The organism is Vibrio sp. TMPB1044 (genome assembly GCF_030442075.1).
Taxonomy (GTDB): Bacteria; Pseudomonadota; Gammaproteobacteria; order Enterobacterales; family Vibrionaceae; genus Vibrio; species Vibrio satsumensis.
On sequence record NZ_JAUJED010000015.1, the window covers coordinates 323,040 to 339,898 of the forward strand.

General features: G+C 44.3%; 12 protein-coding genes. 2 read left to right on the forward strand and 10 right to left on the reverse strand.

The genetic code is table 11. The features are described 5' to 3' along the window. Positions 1–95 precede the first annotated feature (95 nt). Positions 96–818, forward strand: a complete 723-nt coding sequence (nfsA, locus tag QQ041_RS10775; RefSeq protein ID WP_285953936.1) for an oxygen-insensitive NADPH nitroreductase — start codon at positions 96–98, stop codon at positions 816–818. Positions 819–938: 120 nt separating this feature from the next. Here the strand turns inward: nfsA and QQ041_RS10780 are convergent, their stop codons facing one another. Further along, the gene (locus QQ041_RS10780) at positions 939–2,468 is read right to left on the reverse strand and encodes a phospholipase D family protein (RefSeq protein ID WP_285953892.1); all 1,530 of its coding nucleotides are present in this window, start codon (positions 2,466–2,468) and stop codon (positions 939–941) included. A gap of 206 nt (positions 2,469–2,674) precedes the next feature. Beyond that, on the reverse strand, positions 2,675–3,244 hold the full coding sequence (locus QQ041_RS10785) for a TetR/AcrR family transcriptional regulator (RefSeq protein ID WP_285953893.1): 570 nt from the start codon (positions 3,242–3,244) through the stop codon (positions 2,675–2,677). Positions 3,245–3,337: 93 nt separating this feature from the next. Here QQ041_RS10785 and QQ041_RS10790 point away from each other — a divergent pair, with 93 nt between their 5' ends. After that, positions 3,338–3,871, forward strand: coding sequence for a dihydrofolate reductase family protein (locus tag QQ041_RS10790; RefSeq protein WP_285953894.1), 534 nt, complete (start codon positions 3,338–3,340; stop codon positions 3,869–3,871). Between the two features lie 120 nt (positions 3,872–3,991). On the opposite strand, the gene QQ041_RS10795 is transcribed toward QQ041_RS10790, so the two are convergent. From QQ041_RS10795 to QQ041_RS10830, 8 genes are all read right to left on the reverse strand, one after another. Continuing rightward, positions 3,992–5,272 (reverse strand): dicarboxylate/amino acid:cation symporter, encoded by a 1,281-nt coding sequence (locus tag QQ041_RS10795; RefSeq protein WP_285953895.1) that lies wholly within the window; start codon positions 5,270–5,272, stop codon positions 3,992–3,994. A gap of 164 nt (positions 5,273–5,436) precedes the next feature. Then, positions 5,437–6,585, reverse strand: coding sequence for an S-(hydroxymethyl)glutathione dehydrogenase/class III alcohol dehydrogenase (locus QQ041_RS10800; protein WP_285953896.1), 1,149 nt, complete (start codon positions 6,583–6,585; stop codon positions 5,437–5,439). A 215-nt stretch (positions 6,586–6,800) separates the two neighbouring features. Next, positions 6,801–7,361 (reverse strand): sugar O-acetyltransferase, encoded by a 561-nt coding sequence (locus QQ041_RS10805; RefSeq protein ID WP_285953897.1) that lies wholly within the window; start codon positions 7,359–7,361, stop codon positions 6,801–6,803. Positions 7,362–7,632: 271 nt separating this feature from the next. After that, on the reverse strand, positions 7,633–8,631 hold the full coding sequence (locus tag QQ041_RS10810) for a LacI family DNA-binding transcriptional regulator (RefSeq protein ID WP_285953898.1): 999 nt from the start codon (positions 8,629–8,631) through the stop codon (positions 7,633–7,635). A 109-nt stretch (positions 8,632–8,740) separates the two neighbouring features. Beyond that, complete coding sequence (locus tag QQ041_RS10815; protein WP_285953899.1) at positions 8,741–10,180, reverse strand: 6-phospho-beta-glucosidase; 1,440 nt, start codon at positions 10,178–10,180, stop codon at positions 8,741–8,743. Between the two features lie 277 nt (positions 10,181–10,457). Next, entirely contained in the window at positions 10,458–11,588 is a 1,131-nt protein-coding gene (locus tag QQ041_RS10820; protein WP_285953900.1) for an RHS repeat-associated core domain-containing protein, read from the reverse strand. Further along, positions 11,581–15,270, reverse strand: a complete 3,690-nt coding sequence (locus tag QQ041_RS10825; protein ID WP_285953901.1) for an RHS repeat protein — start codon at positions 15,268–15,270, stop codon at positions 11,581–11,583. The genes QQ041_RS10820 and QQ041_RS10825 overlap by 8 nt, the downstream gene beginning before the upstream one ends. A 64-nt stretch (positions 15,271–15,334) precedes the next feature. After that, positions 15,335–16,462 (reverse strand): hypothetical protein, encoded by a 1,128-nt coding sequence (locus QQ041_RS10830; protein ID WP_285953902.1) that lies wholly within the window; start codon positions 16,460–16,462, stop codon positions 15,335–15,337. Between the last annotated feature and the right edge of the window lie 397 nt (positions 16,463–16,859).

Here is a 16,859-nt window from a genome sequence, read left to right on the forward strand (position 1 = left end):
TCGCCAAACAGAAAGGCTCTGTCCCCCTTTACGCTCATGGTAATAGTCGTTATTGTGATTCTCTACGTCATCATCACAAGGACTGTCTGAGAGTTATGAACAGCACGATTGAAACTATTCTGGGGCACCGCTCCATTCGTCAATATACAAATCAACCGATTGAAAAAGCACAACTTGATGTGATTATTCAGGCTGGTCTCGCGGCTTCATCATCGAGCTTACTGCAGGCTGTTTCTATCGTGAGAGTGACAGACAAAGAGAAGCGTAAGCTGCTAGCGGAATATGCAGGTAACCAAGCTTACGTTGAGAACGCGGCTGAGTTTTTGGTGTTCTGTATCGACTATCAACGCCACGCTCAAATCAACCCTGAAGTGAAAACCGACTTTACCGAACTGACTCTGATTGGCGCGGTAGATTCTGGCATCATGGCGCAAAATTGCATGCTGGCTGCGGAATCTCTTGGCTTAGGTGGTGTGTACATTGGTGGTTTGCGTAACAGCGCACAACAAGTCGATGAACTGTTAGAACTACCACAACACACCGCCGTATTGTTCGGAATGTGTTTAGGTCACCCGGCGCAGCAACCAGAGGTTAAGCCTCGCCTTCCAGCTCACGTAGTAATGCACGAAAACCAATACCAGCCATTGAGCCTAGATGAAATCACGAGCTACGATGAATCAATGCAAAGCTATTACGCAAACCACTCAAGCAATCAAAAGCAGAGCAGTTGGTCACAACAGATCACACAGAAGCTGTCTGGCGAATCTCGCCCACACATTCTGCCTTACTTAAACAGCAAACAGCTGACCAAGCGATAAGTCTAGAACAGAGCTCAATACAGAAAAGACTCAGATGAGCGAGCTCAATTTTCGCCATCACAAACAAAAATGTCAGCGTAAGATACGCTGACATTTTTCATTTCTACGGGATTAATTCTCTTACAAGTACTTCTCTATCGGTAACAACTGCAGGAAGCCTGACTGCATTCGTTCCCACTTGCCTGTTTCAGGTTCGCTGTCCCAACTTTGCTCGCCGGAATACCAATACACATCACCGTCTTCCAGTTCTAATCGCCAGCTGTTTTCTTCACTCATCGCTTGCTCAATAGTTTCTGCTAATGTTTCAGCAATCTCTTTATTCTCGATGATCAAAACCGATTCAGTATTGAGATAGGTAGAGCGCAAGTTGAAGTTAAATGATCCGATACTCGCAATGCTGCGGTCAAATACGACTGATTTAGCATGCAGACCATAGGCGGTCGTTGGAGCGCATTTAGTCGCGTCTTGAGTCGATTCTTCACACAGCTGAGACTCTGGTTTGAGCTCAAACAGATCAATACCATGCTCTAGCATATCGGAGCGTCTTCCAGCGTAAGCAGAGTGGTTGCTCACAAGATCATTAGAGGCCATTGAATTGGTCAGCGCCTTTATTTCAACATTGTTGTTACTCAGAGATTGCCACTCATCAAGTTGACCATCATCAAACACTAGATAAGCCGATTCAAGCAAGATCTCTTGTTTCGATTCGCTCGCTAGTTTCCCAAGAAGAACCGCGGTCGCTTTCGGTTGATCGGTATTGTCTGAATCGATAGGCACTGGTGGATCGTAAACAAAACGCGCATTTACCCAAGTCATCTCACCAATCACCTCTTTCAGCAAGCTATCAGCAGCCTCAGGATTTAATGGTAACTCTGGGTAGTTTTTGTATTGCGGAACGGTTATATCGTCAATCTTTGAAAGATCCGGTTGTTCCTCGTCACCTAACATATCGACTGGGTAAGACCAACGGCTGTCCCAATACTCAATAAAGCTGGTTTGGATAGTGGTAACGACTGTTCCCATCACCAATACATCACGATCTCGGAAGTTGATCTCGTCAGAAAGATCGAAATATTCATCACCAATATTACGTCCACCAACCACAGACAAGGTGCCATCTACGGTAAACGACTTGTTGTGCATACGGCGGTTTAAGCGAGAGAAGTCGCCAAGGAAGCTCAACCACTTACTGAAACCACGGCGCGTTGGTGTTGGGTTGAAGATGCGGATCTCGACATTCGGGTGAGCGTCGAGTGCCGATAATAGGCCTTCACGCTCGTTGAGATTGATATCATCCAGCATTACGCGAACCTTCACACCACGCTCAGCCGCGGCTAACAAACGGCTGGCGAGGTAGCTGCCTGATTCATCTGAGTTCCAGATGTAGTATTGAATATCAATGGTGTGCTCTGCACTTTCAACCAACGCCAATCGCTGCGCTAAAGCATCCCAACCGGATTCTTGTAAACGAACGGCGGTCGTCGCCTGCTCTGATGCTGGTTGATATTCATCTGCCAAAACCGACAAAGTGCTTGGTCCATAAGAGGTGTACGGTTCTGCAGAGTGGTCGATGCCTTCTGGTAATGAAGAACAACCGCCCAGAATAGCGGCTAAAATTAAGGTTAAACTGATGCGTTGGAGCACAGGCATGTGTCTGACTTCCTTTTCACGATGACGTCTTTGAGAGTTGTCCCGACAGCTTTCGACTCACAAGCTATTCAGGTCTATTCATTGATTATTACTGCTAAATCCATAAATTTATAGGTAATTATCCAGTATAAATGAAACATCACTACTCGAACGTGAGCAACACAGCACCAAAGTACCCTCTTCGTCTATCAATCTTTGCTGCAAGATCACAACGATTTCAGCTGCTCGATACCCAAACAATAGAGGCCTAAAGGCTTTCTCACCATCTCAACCGTAATCTCTGTTCTATCCGGGTTACAGTTCAATGCAAGCGCGTAACCGTGTAAATAGTCCACTAGCAAATGAAGAGCGTCTTCGGTTTGCTCTAGTGTGAGATTCAGCGGGTTCACTACCGCTTCAAAGCGCTCACTAAATACCTCAACGGGCCCAAGCGACTTCATCGTTAACAAGGTTTCAAGTAAGCCACTATAGTCATTTAACACCGACAGGTAACTCACGCTGAGTTGATAAAGATTCTCTTGCCACTCTTGGTTCTGTTCAGGCTGTGCCACCTCTTCCACCAAAGAGACAGTGATCGATTCCAATAGATCATTTTTGTTTTTGAAGTAATGGTATATCGCCATCGCATCTACGCCGAGTTCTGTGGCTAACCCTCTGATACTCGGAACTTTACCGCCTTCACGCATCATGCCCTTTGCCGTATCTAAGATCTTTTCGGCACTCAGTTGGCTTGATCCACTCTTTGGTCGACCTCGTTTTTGATCCTTGACAGTCATATCACCACCTCTTAAACTTAATTTCTACACTGTAGAATATTTTAATTTAATAGAGCGTGAATGCCAAGTTCCAGTTCAATTTCGGAGTTAACAATGTCAAATATTGTCTTTATCGGTGCGAGTCTTGATGGTTACATTGCAGACAAAAAAGGTAGTCTAGATTGGCTACAAGCAATCCCAAACCCAGAGGGTGATGACATGGGGTACAACGCCCATATCGATCGTATTGATGCTTTAGTAATGGGCCGAAATACAATGGATATGGTGTTGAGCTTCGGTATTGATTGGCCTTACACAAAGCCTGTTTATGTATTGAGTAACACTTTAAATGAAGTACCTCAAGAACTTGAAGGTAAGGTATTTTTGATGAAGGGCGAGCTTAAACAGATTGTCGCGGATTTGAACAACAAAGGCCTAAAGAACTTGTACATCGATGGCGGCATCACCATTCAAAACTTCATGAAAGAAGACCTGATTGATGAGCTGATCATCTCGACCATTCCTGTCGTGCTTGGTGGTGGCTCCCCGCTATTTGGTGACTTAGTCTCTCCTCTCGACTTTACACTGAAAAGTGTCACGACTTACCTTGATGAGATCGTAACCACTCACTACTTACGTAAGCGCTAAATCTGTTGTTCGCATAAAGGTTATGTACCGATCAACACTGAATGACTGCATACATTAACAAACAACAAAAAGCCCGTTCATAATGTCTGAACGGGCTTTTTAATCAAATCAGAATATTCGCTAAGCTGGAGACTCGCTCAGTGTTGGCTCAGACACTGTTGTTTGTTGTTTCTGCCATTTATCCACGACCAGTGCAGCAATCATGTCACCTTCTACGTTCACCGCGGTACGGAATGTATCTAACGGGCGTTCAATAATGAGCAGAATCGCGATCGCTTCCAGTGGTATACCAGCGGCCAATAACACCAGCTGCATGCCAGACATAGATCCAGATGGCATACCCGGAGCCCCCACAGAAGAGACCATCGCCATAATGAAGATCATCACCAAGCCAGAAGTGGTGAGATCAACACCGAACAACTGAGCCAAGAAAATTGCCGCAACCCCTTCGAAGAGTGCCGTACCATCCATGTTCATCACTGCACCAAGTGGTAACACCATGCTGCTCGTACTTTGCGATACACCGAGCTTTTCTTCCGCACTCTTCATCGCAAGTGGCAAGGTAGCAGAGCTTGATGACGTTGCGAACGCCATCGCCATCGGTGCCGAGATACCTTTGAATAGTGTGCTAAGACGAATCCCGGTCATCACCTTCGCAATAGTCGGCAGTACAATCGCTCCGTGGATCAAAGTCAGCACAAACACGAGCAAAGCAAACAGCGCCAATTGCTCAAACAGTGACTCACCACCACGAACTGTAAAATCGAGAACAATGGCGAAAACCGCTAGCGGAGCTAAATGAATGATCCAACCGACAATAGTATTGATGCTCTTGTTCAAACCATTAAGCACCTCAAAAATTGGGTGTTTTTCTGGCAATGAAGAAAGTAGAGCAATACCCAGCATGAATGAGAACACGACAATCGCGAGCAAGTTACCATTGGTTAACGCCGCTACCGGGTTCACTAGTGCCATACTAAAAAGCTTGCTGGCAATCGCAGCTCCGCCTGCAGCATCTTCACTTATGAGCTGAACACCATCTCCAACCGGAGCGAAGCTAGTTAGTGGTTCCCAAGCAGGCAGCAACAGTGAGGCACCCAAGCCCAAAGAAATGGCCACCAACGTCGTGAAGCTATAGAAAAGCACCGTATTGCGGCCAATTTTCTTCAATCGAGTTATCGAGCCAATGCTTGTTATACCCTGCAATAACGAGAATAAAACCACTAACCCAACGACCATTTTTAGCAAGCCGATATAGGTAGTTTTGCCAAGCATTAAGAACTGATACCAACCCGACTGGGTTACATCAGATGTTGGAGAAATAAGTTGTGCGAGAAACCAAGCAAGCAATGCAGCTAGCATCAGTTGAAGAGGTAGAGAGCGGCGAAGTTTGGTCAACATAAGGACGATTCCAGTAACCCTGTAGGACAATTCAGATACCTTTATTAAAGGGAAACGCCTTTAATAAAAATATGCCTTGGTAAAGCATGCCTAGGAAAAAATAAAGTCCGTTAGATTCAATCTAACGGACTTTATGAAAACCAGATGAGGTTTAAGATTTAAGGCTATTTATCCATGTGTAGAACAGTACGGATAGACTCACCTTTGTGCATTAATTCAAATGCTTCGTTTACGTCATCTAGACCCATAGTATGAGTGATGAACTCTTGTAGTCCGAATTCACCTGCCATGTAACGGTTTACGATTTCTGGAAGCTCTGAGCGACCTTTAACACCACCGAAAGCAGAACCACGCCATACACGACCAGTTACTAGTTGGAACGGACGAGTTGAGATCTCTTGACCAGCGCCAGCAACACCAATCACAACTGATTCACCCCAACCTTTGTGGCAGCACTCTAGTGCTTGACGCATCACGTTTACGTTACCGATACATTCGAATGAGTAATCAACACCACCGTCTGTCATCTCAACGATAACGTCTTGGATTGGCTTGTCGTAGTTCATTGGGTTGATGCAGTCAGTCGCGCCTAGTTGTTTCGCTAGCTCGAACTTGCTCTCGTTGATATCAACACCGATGATTTTGCTTGCACCAGCCATACGAGCACCAATGATTGCAGAAAGACCGATACCACCTAGGCCGAATACAGCAACTGTGTCGCCTTTTTCAACTTTCGCTGTGTTCAGTACCGCACCCATACCAGTAGTTACGCCACAACCTAGAAGACAAACCTCCTCAAGAGGTGCTTCTTTGTTTACTTTCGCTAGTGAAATTTCTGGAAGTACCGTGTACTCAGAGAAAGTAGAGCAACCCATGTAGTGGAAGATTGGCTCACCGTTTATAGAGAAACGGCTTGTACCATCTGGCATTAGGCCTTTACCTTGAGTTTCACGGACCGCCTGACAAAGGTTAGTTTTACCAGACTTACAGAATTTACATTCGCCACACTCAGCTGTGTAAAGTGGGATAACGTGGTCGCCAACTTCAACGCTTGTTACGCCTTCGCCGATCATTTCAACGATGCCGCCACCTTCGTGACCAAGGATAGAAGGGAAGATACCTTCTGGATCGTCACCTGAAAGAGTGAATGCGTCAGTGTGACAAACACCAGTAGCAACGATACGAACAAGTACTTCGCCAGCCTTTGGCAGTTCAACGTTAACCGTTTCACGCTTTAGTGGCTCACCTGCTTTCCAAGCAACCATAGCTTTAGATTGGATATGAGTTTGACCAGGTTTAATTTCGATAGTCATGTGATATTTCCTATATTAGTCAGTCAACGTTGAGCTTGTTTGTTATCGCTCTCTCGTTTTGTTGGGGCTAGTATAGGTAGGGATACCAATTTTGATAATCCCCTATTTTTGGAAATGATTATTACGTATTGGTAATAATTAATCGAGAAAGCTAAGTTCATCACCTACACAATAGAAAATGGCTCTAATGTAGATGATGAAAGTATCCAGTAAATTTAGTCGTTATCGATCGATTTCAGCACTTTACATGGATTACCCACGGCAACCACGTTAGCTGGAATGTCTTTAGTCACGACGCTTCCGGCGCCAATCACGCTGTTTTCACCAATGGTGACGCCGGGGCAAATAATCACACCACCACCAAGCCAAACATTATCGCCAATGGTAATTGGTGTACCGAACTCAACGCCGTCTTCAACTCGGCCTTTCACATCTAATGGATGGCCTGCTGTAAGGATTTGTACATTAGGGCCAAGCAGCACATTGTCACCAATGGTGACTTCAGCCACATCCAAAATCACGCAGTTAAAGTTAGCGTAGAAGTTCTTACCCAACTTGATGTTCGAGCCGTAATCACAGCGAAATGGTGGCTCCAAATGCGCATTTTCACAGCCAGGAATGAGCTCTTGGGTTGCAGTTTTCCATTCAGACGTATCAGGAATACTGTTGTTGAGTTTTTGAAGTACCTTACGACACTCAATTCGAGCTGAATAAAGCTCTTCATCCCAAGCCTGATATGGTTCACCTGCTAGCATTTTTTGTTTTTCTGTTTTCACGTTACTTACCTATTTTCACACTACTTACCGTTTTCACATAACTTAACTAATAGTGGTCAATTCATCGACCAAAGAACGCAATGTCGCATATCTTTAACTCTCATAATAAGCACGGTTTTAAGAGGATTTCTGAGATGCGCTGCCAGTCACGATTTGTAGTGTTCGGCCAATTTAAATCGCTTCTAAACCAAGCAAGAAACATAGATAGTGCAAATAAAAAAGCCTTTGCTATCAAGCAAAGGCCGGTTTAATTAAGTGCGTTGCACGCGGCTTAGATACGCTGGGCTACCGAGTCGCGAATCACAAGGCTACCAGTGGTGTTAATAGCACCTGCTTGTTCCGAGTCTCCGACGATTTTCAGGATAGCTTTTTGCGTCATCTGTTCGAGTGGCACACTCACAGAGGTTAAGCTTGGCGTTAGAAATTCGCCCACTTTACTGTTATCAAAGCCAACAATAGAGATGTCTTTAGGTAATGAGTAACCCAGCTCTGTTAACGCTTTAATCGCGCCAATCGCCATGTCATCGTTTTCAGACAAGATCGCAGTGAAGCTTGCTTTGCTTTCCACTAAAGCTTGCGCGGCACGGTAACCACTCTCCATTGTCCAATCACCCTGAACGACATTAAGTTCATTCACTGCAATACCGTGCTTGGTTAACACATATTGATAAGCTTGGTAACGTTGTTCATCCGTTGAAGAACCCGCTTTACCACGAATTACCGCAATCTCTGCATGACCCTGCTCGATGATATGTTCAACCATCAAACAAGCACTTTGATAATGATCTGTGGTAATTGCGTGATTGGGCTTCGACGGCATTTCACGATTGAGCACCAAAATTGGTGTATCCGTGCTTTCGATGATCTGAGTAATCTCGCTTTCAGTTAAGCACTGCGGATAAATGATGATACCCGCGCATTTCATGTCGAGTAAGAAATTGATCGCCTTTCTTTCGTCTTCAGCGCTGTGTTTGCCATCGGTGATCACCAGTTGATGATTCGATTTTTCGCTATAAGATGCTGCGTGATACATCAAGGAAGAGAAGTAAGGGCCATTGAACAGCTCATTAGTGATAACAAAACCGATGAAGTTGGTCTTCTTGGTCGCCAATTGCTGAGCTAACAGGTTTGGTCGATAGCCCGTTTCTTGAATCGCATCAAAGACCTTCTTGGCAACGTCAGGCCTTACGATGTTCTTGCCGTTTAAGACACGAGAAACCGTCGACTTAGATACGCCTGCGCGGTTCGCGACATCAAGCATTGTCACCATTTGCTTCTTTCCTCATATAAAAAATTAGCCGACATAAGCCGACTAATTTAATGCTAATTCATATTGCGCGTATCTTTATATTACATAGGACGACGCAACAAGAGGCATTCTAAATAGAGGCACCATTAGATGCAATCACGCCTTTGTACCACTCAAACGACTTCTTACGTTTGCGCTCTAATGTTCCTGATTGGTCGTTGTGTTTGTCTACATAAATGAATCCGTAACGCTTTTTCATCTCACCAGTGGTGAACGACACCAAATCGATACAGCCCCAAGGGGTGTAGCCCATTAAGTCAACACCATCAATCGCAACGGCTTTTTTCATCTCTTTGATGTGATCTCCAAGGTAGGCAATACGATAGTCATCATTGATGCTGCCATCTTCTTCGATGGTATCAACCGCGCCAAAACCATTCTCAACGATGAACAGTGGTACTTCATAGCGCTCATAAAGAGATGCTAAGCAATAACGCAGGCCTGTTGGGTCAATCGGCCAGCCCCAATCGCTCGACTTGATGAACGGGTTATCGACCGAATTTTCATGACCACCATCCATTACGTCTTCAGTCGACTGATGCGAAGAAGAATCCAAAGTATTCGACATGTAGTAGCTAAAACCGAGATAGTCAGCTTTGCCTTCTTTTAAGATTTGCTCATCTTCAGGCTGCATCTCAATATTGAAGCCTTTAATAGCCCAATCGCGTTTTGCGTAGCTTGGGTAGTGACCACGAACCATGACATCAGAGAAGAAATAACGATCACGCATTGCTTGCTGCGCCACCATGATGTCTTCTGGCTTTGAAGAACGAGGGTAGAAAGGCACCATCGCACACATTGCACCGATCTGAAGATCTGGGTTGATCTCATGACCTTTCTTAACTACCAATGCGCTTGCAACAAACTGGTGGTGAACCGCTTGGTACATCGCTTCTTGAGGCTTTTCGCAATGTGGGAACTTCACGCCAGAGCACAACCAACCGAAGATATCTGCCGAGGTATTCATCTGGTTGTTGATCTCGTTAAACGTCATCCAGTATTTCACTTTGTGCTGGTAACGCTCCATCACCATGGTTGAGTACTTAACAAAGAAGTCGATCACTTTACGGTTCATCCAGCCACCGTATTCTTTGGCTAGATGGTAAGGCATTTCAAAGTGGCTCAGCGTCACAACTGGCTGAATATCGTATTTCAGAAGCTCATCAAACAGGTCATCGTAAAATTTTAAGCCCGCTTCACATGGCTCAGCTTCATCACCATTCGGGAAAATACGCGTCCACGCGATACTAGTACGGAAACACTTAAAGCCCATCTCAGCAAATAACTTAATGTCTTCTTTGTAGCGATGGTAGAAATCAACCGCCACTTGGTTTGGGTAGTTTTCACCATCGATTACACCATCGGTGATTCGACGTTGTACTCCATGAGCGCCTGCCGTTAACACATCGACCACACTCACACCTTTACCATTCGCATCCCAGCCGCCTTCTAGCTGATGCGCCGCAACCGCGCCACCCCATAAAAAATCGTTTGGAAATTCGTTGTTCATACCATCACTCGCTACAAGTTATTCGCTAGAAAATAGATAGGTTTAAGATAACAAACTTAAAAGCTGCAACTCTGAAACCGATTTCAAGATACAATAAAGATACACATTGAAACCGGTTTCAACAACTGTTTTTGATCTTTTTTTGATCACAAAGTGAATCTAAGGGAAGTGCTCATGATTTACAGCTAACGTTCAAAAACGCCAATACTAAATACAAAAAAACCAGCTCAACTAAGGTTGGGCTGGCTTTACATTGTTCAAGAAAAAATAGAGCAGGCTAAGACAATGGCAATTGACGGATCATTTGCTGTACTTCATTACCATATTTTATGCGCTGTCTGGTCTCTTCGAGTGCGTACATTTGGGTCTTCTTAGCAGCAGGATTAGCACTTCTGCCTTCAGTTACCATATTATCCGCTGATGACTTTTCCTGATCCAAGCGCCCAGGTATCGTTTTGACCGTAGACCAGCCCAAACTGCCAATCGAGCGCGCCGTCATTATACCTTGATAGATGGTATAGCCACGTGCACCAACCTTTACTTGCCCAAGGAGGATCTTTGTGTAACCACCATGAATCGGAGGTGGCGTGTACGTCATCGTCTTGCCGCCCTGAGTCATTCTGGTCGCTATCACCCGTCCCTCAGAGCTTCCTATGCGCATGGCCGGGTTCGTTTTACTCGCCCATGCCACATTGTACTCACTCGAAGGCCTGATTTTATTCATTAAGCGAGAGCCAAGGCCTGGCTGTGTCACATCTTCCAAAGCACCACCAGCTCTTACCCAACGCAGATTCTGAACCGACTTATAGGCCGAATATCCACCACTCACCACACCAATAATATCGAACGGAATCGTCGCTATATCGAGTTTACGGGAAATGTCCCCATCATCGATAACGCCAGATGCGATTTGCAATGCGCCACTGGTCATCCCAGCAATACCACCGATGATACCAGCCGCCAACACCAAGCTTGATCCACCAGTAGGTGCCGCCAATGCAATACCCACAATACCCGCGATCACACCAAAAGCACCAAACAAGATCTTGCTGATGTTCAGGTGCCCACTTGGGTCAGTGAAATTAATAGGATCATTGTGACAATACACATAAGCATTATGAACACCCTCATTAAAAGGCGCCAAACTGTCGGGGGCATTGAAACGCATCAGCTTAGGTTGGTAAACACGATAGCCTTGTCCTAAGTGATAACCTTGCAACACGGGGTCTAGCCACTCACCATTGAAGCCAATGTCTGAATGAGAGATTGTCATCGACTGCGCCATCGCCAAACGAACTGAAGTCGGTAGCAAGGATATGCCACCAGCCACTGCCGCTGTTTGACCAATTTTAATCAGAAACTGACGGCGATTAAGTGGGGTAATAAATACCGAGTCTTTATTATTCATTTGCATTCCCCGCTTGATCGCGTTGTCCATATGGAGAGTAACGGTACATCGAGCCCGTTTTCCCTGAAGTATTAGAGGCAATGACAGAACCATTTTGATCCGTCGCTAACAGGGTCGTCTCCGAGCCTGTCTCTGACCATATTGGTACCCCTTCGTGATAGACATACTGAGTCAGTTTGCCATTTTCTTCTATTGCTGAGAGATCACCCCATAGATAACTAAAGTGACGAGATTCCGAAGACGATAGCTGTGCAGACAATCGGTCATTGCTGTCATACTGATAAAGCCATTCAGTATTATCAGCTAGCACACGCTGTAATCGATCGAAGTTGTCATACTCGAGCACTCGACCATCCGCATCTTGAACCATGTTGCCATTCAAGTCGTATTTCACTGTTACCTGACCATCGAGTTGTGGGTGGGAATGAGTGATACGAGTCAACTGGCAAGGATCATCCGATTCATAAAAGTAACGAGCGAAATCCTCAGATTCAGTAGTAACTGTGCGTTGCGTCAGCATGTTACCTAGCTCATCGAAGCTCCAATCAATAGACGTCATAGGCTGAGACCAATCACTCAGTGGGCCAACGCCGAAGAACTCGACTTTCGTCAACTGAGAAAGGTCATCATAGGTATAGATTTCCGTCAGATTACCTAAAGTTGCACACTCCTTTTTACGAGAATTAAGCAGCCCTAACGCGTTATATTCTTGTGACTGCTCAAAGATATAATTATCGTTCAAGGCTATAGCTCGGTTGACTTCGCGACTATATTCATCCCATTCGAGTTCAGTGACTTGGGTTTGATTACCCGATATCAATGTTTCTAGTATCACTCGATCAAACTCATCATATTCGTAGTAAACCGTTGTTGAATTTGAACTCAACTTCACTAATCGTCCGAGTTCGTCGTAGCCATATTGGCGAGTGTCCGTGTCACTATCAATTGCAGCGATAACCCCACCATCGGAGTAGCTGTAATAACGAGACTGACCATCATTCACCTCGGCTTCAGGCAAACCTTTAGTCGAGTAGATAATGGTACTTTGATTACCTTCACTGTCCTGACTCCCTGTCGGTAAGCCGGATATTGGGTCATGACTGTAACTAGAAGCCTGCCCATCAGACGACTTAGCACTTAGCACACCCAATTGGCTATCGCGAGTAAATATCCTTGTTGGGGCTGCCATGCTGGTTTCAGTTTCTGGGATATTGCTGCTATCCGCATAAGTCCACGCCAATGAAGCTTGGGGGCTCGCTCCTCTGCGCAAGGATCGCGGACGTCCCAATCCATCAATATCGCGTTGCCCTAAAGTCACCCCACCAATTTTCAGATCTACAACTTGTGACTGATCGGTATGTTCAGCGTAAGTGATATCTTGATCGACACCGTTCGCTTGAGTCATGCGAACAACACGATCAAAACGGTCGTAGTGGTAATGCTTAGATCGAGCGAGAGGATTCGTTTCTTTAATCAATCTTCCCCATGAGTCGTACTCATAATTCCAACTGTTGATGCCTTGCTCTTTTTTCTCTTCTAACCCCCAGCTATTCAGAGAGCTGACCGTCATGGTCAAGCCTTCAATACCTTGAGTTTTCTTACGTGAGGCGAGGTTATTGAACTCGACACGACGTTTTCCATTCGCTAACAGAGTCGCTTTAACCTGATCCCACTCATCGTATTCATAGCTTTCTGTTAAGACCACAGGCGCCGATCTGGAATTGCGATCAGGCAACACATCGTAAGTACTCTTACTTTGGAGTCTGCCCAACGCATCGTACATTTTTGTCCATACGACCGAGCTACCAACTTTAGCCTCTAATTCACGTCCTTGACCGTCCCAGCTTTGTTCACACAAGTTGCCTTTGCAATCGGTTAGCAACAAGGTTTGTCGACTCATACCAGTATCAACAATGTATTGATACGAACGGGCTGCACTTCCTTCAATCCGTTCTTCAGTAGTTCTACGAAGCGAATCATAAGTAAATGCACAGCTAACTCCGTCTGAATCGACATGACGCGCGAGTTCTCCAATATCAAGGTAGTGCCCAACCGCAAGATTGGTTTTCGTATTGTCGTGACAGGTCAGCTCTTCGTGTTCTTCAAGGACATCGCTATCCAACTCATAGCGATAGTGAGAAATAGCAGAATACGTGCCGTTAGGATGAAGAATGTCATTTTGGACTGAAGCCAATCGTCCGAAAGAGTAAGTATCACCAGTATCAGTTTGATAAGCGTAATGACTTCTATAGCGTTGGACGTCTTCTTCCAAACTCAGAACCACATCACGATGGCCATTCAGCCCCTCAAGAGAAGCATATTGATAAGAGATCACTCTCTGTTCTGATCCATTGTTGAGCGTACGAGATTTTACGAAATTCACCATGTCAGTAGGCGATGCAGGACAACCTTCCTCACCATTTTTAGCGTAGTATTCGTAACGTTCTGCGATGTCATTCTCATCAACGAACTTAAGCATGTTGCCGTACTCGTCATAGTCCCAAAATCGACTTTGAGCTTGGCTATCCGATCCAGAAAACCAGATTTGTTCCTCTTTACTGATCAAAGAATACTGAGCAGGTTGATCCGAAAACTGTTGGTTATCAATCGCTGGGTATTCCAGCCTTTTCAAATGAACAAGGTTTCCGTTAACCTGTCTAGCTTCTTCAACGAGTAAGTGAAATTGATTGTATGTTTGCGCTGTTACAACGGTGCCATTTTCAATTTTTTGGACGCGATAAGTATATTCGTAACCACGCTCAAGCAGGTTATCAAGCCCTTCACTTAATTCACCACCACGTACACCATAACCCATGAAATTGCGGCTATCTGTACCAACACTGTCGTAGGTTGTGGTAATAACTGGCGAATTAAGGGTGAGGACATCGTGTGCAGTAACTGCTGGTAAATAAGTCATTGAGTTGACTCGAATACCATCAGCTTTATATCTCAAACGCTCGGTCAAACCACAAGGGTGATTTACTTCATTGATTAGCGTATATGAACCAATGCTTTCATAACCAAAACTATAGCTACCTGCTTGTTCTGGTAAATTGCATTTGACGAGCTTGTTATTGCTAAGAGTAAGACTGAAATAAGCTTCATGGGTGCTGCCAATATTAGTAAAAATATTAACGCGCCCTACCGAAATATACTCGACCCACAACAGTGCGGTCTGTTTGGTTGTTCTATCATCCCAAATTTTATCTAGGCGCTTATTTTGTCCCACGTTGAGCCAAGAAAAGTAGAGAGCATGGCCATTACTTTGAGTGATCTTAATGATGTCGCCATCTTTATCTAAAAGATCAATACGGCCATTTTTATACGTAATTTCATAGCCATTCGCGCTAGAAGATACCGAAAAATCGAGCAGTTTCTTGTAGCGAATACTCATTTCGATATTGGCATTTAATTCAGCACGGTAGGACTGCCCATTTGCAAGGTAGAGCTGTTGGTTCTCGATGTCGTATCTTGGGAGATTCAATTTCCAGCCCTTACCGAAACCAAGGTTGTCCGTCGAGTAAGGTGAGAATTGAATGGATATATCGAAGTTTGGTCCCTTAAGCCAGTTACCAATAAGAGAGCCAAGTAAGATTTGATATGAATAGCTTCTGGTTCTTTGGTCTACGCCGCCCGAACAAAAGCTATCAAAGTTAAAAGCGTTTGAAGTCCAATTAGACATAAATTTCCCCTAAAGTGAATGAGTTAGCTCAAAGTGGATGAGCTAACTCTGTTTTATCTGGATGTTATTGGCTAACGAGATTCCAATGGGTGTAATCCCATTTCTGGCCGCCACCAGTAAATTCACTTTGAGGATAAATAAGCTTTAGTGGTCCTTTATTTCCGTATTGGTCAAATACAGTAAATCGGTACTCTTTTTGAGAATCATTGTTCGATGTCCCGCTATTTGAATAAAGCAATTGGCTCAGAGTCACTGATCTTAGTTGCTGGTTAACTCGCCATACCGCCGTGCGACCTTCGCCAGCGGCGCTATTCCAAACATATTCATCAGATACATTACGCTCTGAACCTGGAGCGAACACATAACCTTTCACTGAACGAAAGCCATTAGTACAATCTGAATAACAACCTAACCACTCATCGTTTAGGAACACCTTATCGCTGTCCGACTCGTCGAAGTTATCCATAGCAACCTCGACCAGTTTCACTGAAGTATCTTTGGGCGTCACATAGAAGTTATACATCTCAGCTTTGTCGAAATAGAACCCATCAGCGTTACTCTCTTCCCATACCTTGTCACCTTCTCCAATCTCTGAAAAGTCGGCGGCACTATAGGACTTAGGCTGTACGCTTTGATAGAAGGCACTTGATTCATTTGGATAAGCGCAGCTGTCGTAGTAGTTATTGTCATATTGGCTACCAGTATTGAATTTAACTTTCATACAAACTTCACGATGCTGAGCTACCTCATTGCTATAAACCCAAGCGGTTAATTTGGTATCAGATGCTGAAACCCGAGACGTTGGTAGCCCCTTAGAGTACCCATAACTGCTCCCCATTTGGTGAGAATAGTCATTTGGGTTCAATGTATACCCCCAACAATCTCTTCCATAGGTACAGTCTTTATCTTTGCCTAACTCTTGTTCGCTATTCTTAAGGTAAAAAGATATCGCTCCCTCTAAGTCACTCTTAGATACGGTCACTGGTCTGCCGTAACTATCTGCGAAGGAAACAGAAACACTGAGTTTTGACTGCATTCTCCCGTTAGCATAAAAAGGCATTGGCACACCGTTGCTTTCGTTGTGATCAGCCGTTAAATCTTCGTCTACCACATGATAGTCGCCGTTAATTGCAGCAACACTTACATTAGAAAAAACACACGCTGACATTGCTATTAACAATGACTTATTCATCGACAACTTCATAGTGTTGACCCTACATATTATTCGTTAAGAAATTAAAGAAAAGACAACGTTATCGCTGGATATGACAATTTTTTTATAATTAAACTAGCCATAAGGTCTTTGCCTTATTTTTAAATTTATATTATCAACTATTAAAAGTGTCATTATCTATTCTGATAACCATTGTTTATACGCCATTTAATTGATTAAACAGACAGCGCTAATTTAATTAATCACTTCATCAATGTAAAATTTCGAAACCTTCTTGGCCCGAACCACACCACAAAACTCAATGAAAAACTATACCCATAAAAAACAACAAGTTAACATGTTTAGTGTGACGTTATTTCAAGTTTATTCATGTAATAACCATGCTCAGAATCGAGAGGGCATTACTTTTACAAAA

Excerpts from the sequence above, each read along its gene's own strand:
- nfsA (WP_285953936.1), top strand. The coding sequence starts at position 96 with ATGAACAGCACGATTGAAACTATTCTGGGGCACCGCTCCATTCGTCAA.
- QQ041_RS10780 (WP_285953892.1), bottom strand. The coding sequence starts at position 2,468 with ATGCCTGTGCTCCAACGCATCAGTTTAACCTTAATTTTAGCCGCTATT.
- QQ041_RS10785 (WP_285953893.1), bottom strand. The coding sequence starts at position 3,244 with ATGACTGTCAAGGATCAAAAACGAGGTCGACCAAAGAGTGGATCAAGC.
- QQ041_RS10790 (WP_285953894.1), top strand. The coding sequence starts at position 3,338 with ATGTCAAATATTGTCTTTATCGGTGCGAGTCTTGATGGTTACATTGCA.
- QQ041_RS10795 (WP_285953895.1), bottom strand. The coding sequence starts at position 5,272 with ATGTTGACCAAACTTCGCCGCTCTCTACCTCTTCAACTGATGCTAGCT.
- QQ041_RS10800 (WP_285953896.1), bottom strand. The coding sequence starts at position 6,585 with ATGACTATCGAAATTAAACCTGGTCAAACTCATATCCAATCTAAAGCT.
- QQ041_RS10810 (WP_285953898.1), bottom strand. The coding sequence starts at position 8,631 with ATGGTGACAATGCTTGATGTCGCGAACCGCGCAGGCGTATCTAAGTCG.
- QQ041_RS10815 (WP_285953899.1), bottom strand. The coding sequence starts at position 10,180 with ATGAACAACGAATTTCCAAACGATTTTTTATGGGGTGGCGCGGTTGCG.
- QQ041_RS10820 (WP_285953900.1), bottom strand. The coding sequence starts at position 11,588 with ATGAATAATAAAGACTCGGTATTTATTACCCCACTTAATCGCCGTCAG.
- QQ041_RS10825 (WP_285953901.1), bottom strand. The coding sequence starts at position 15,270 with ATGTCTAATTGGACTTCAAACGCTTTTAACTTTGATAGCTTTTGTTCG.
- QQ041_RS10830 (WP_285953902.1), bottom strand. The coding sequence starts at position 16,462 with ATGAATAAGTCATTGTTAATAGCAATGTCAGCGTGTGTTTTTTCTAAT.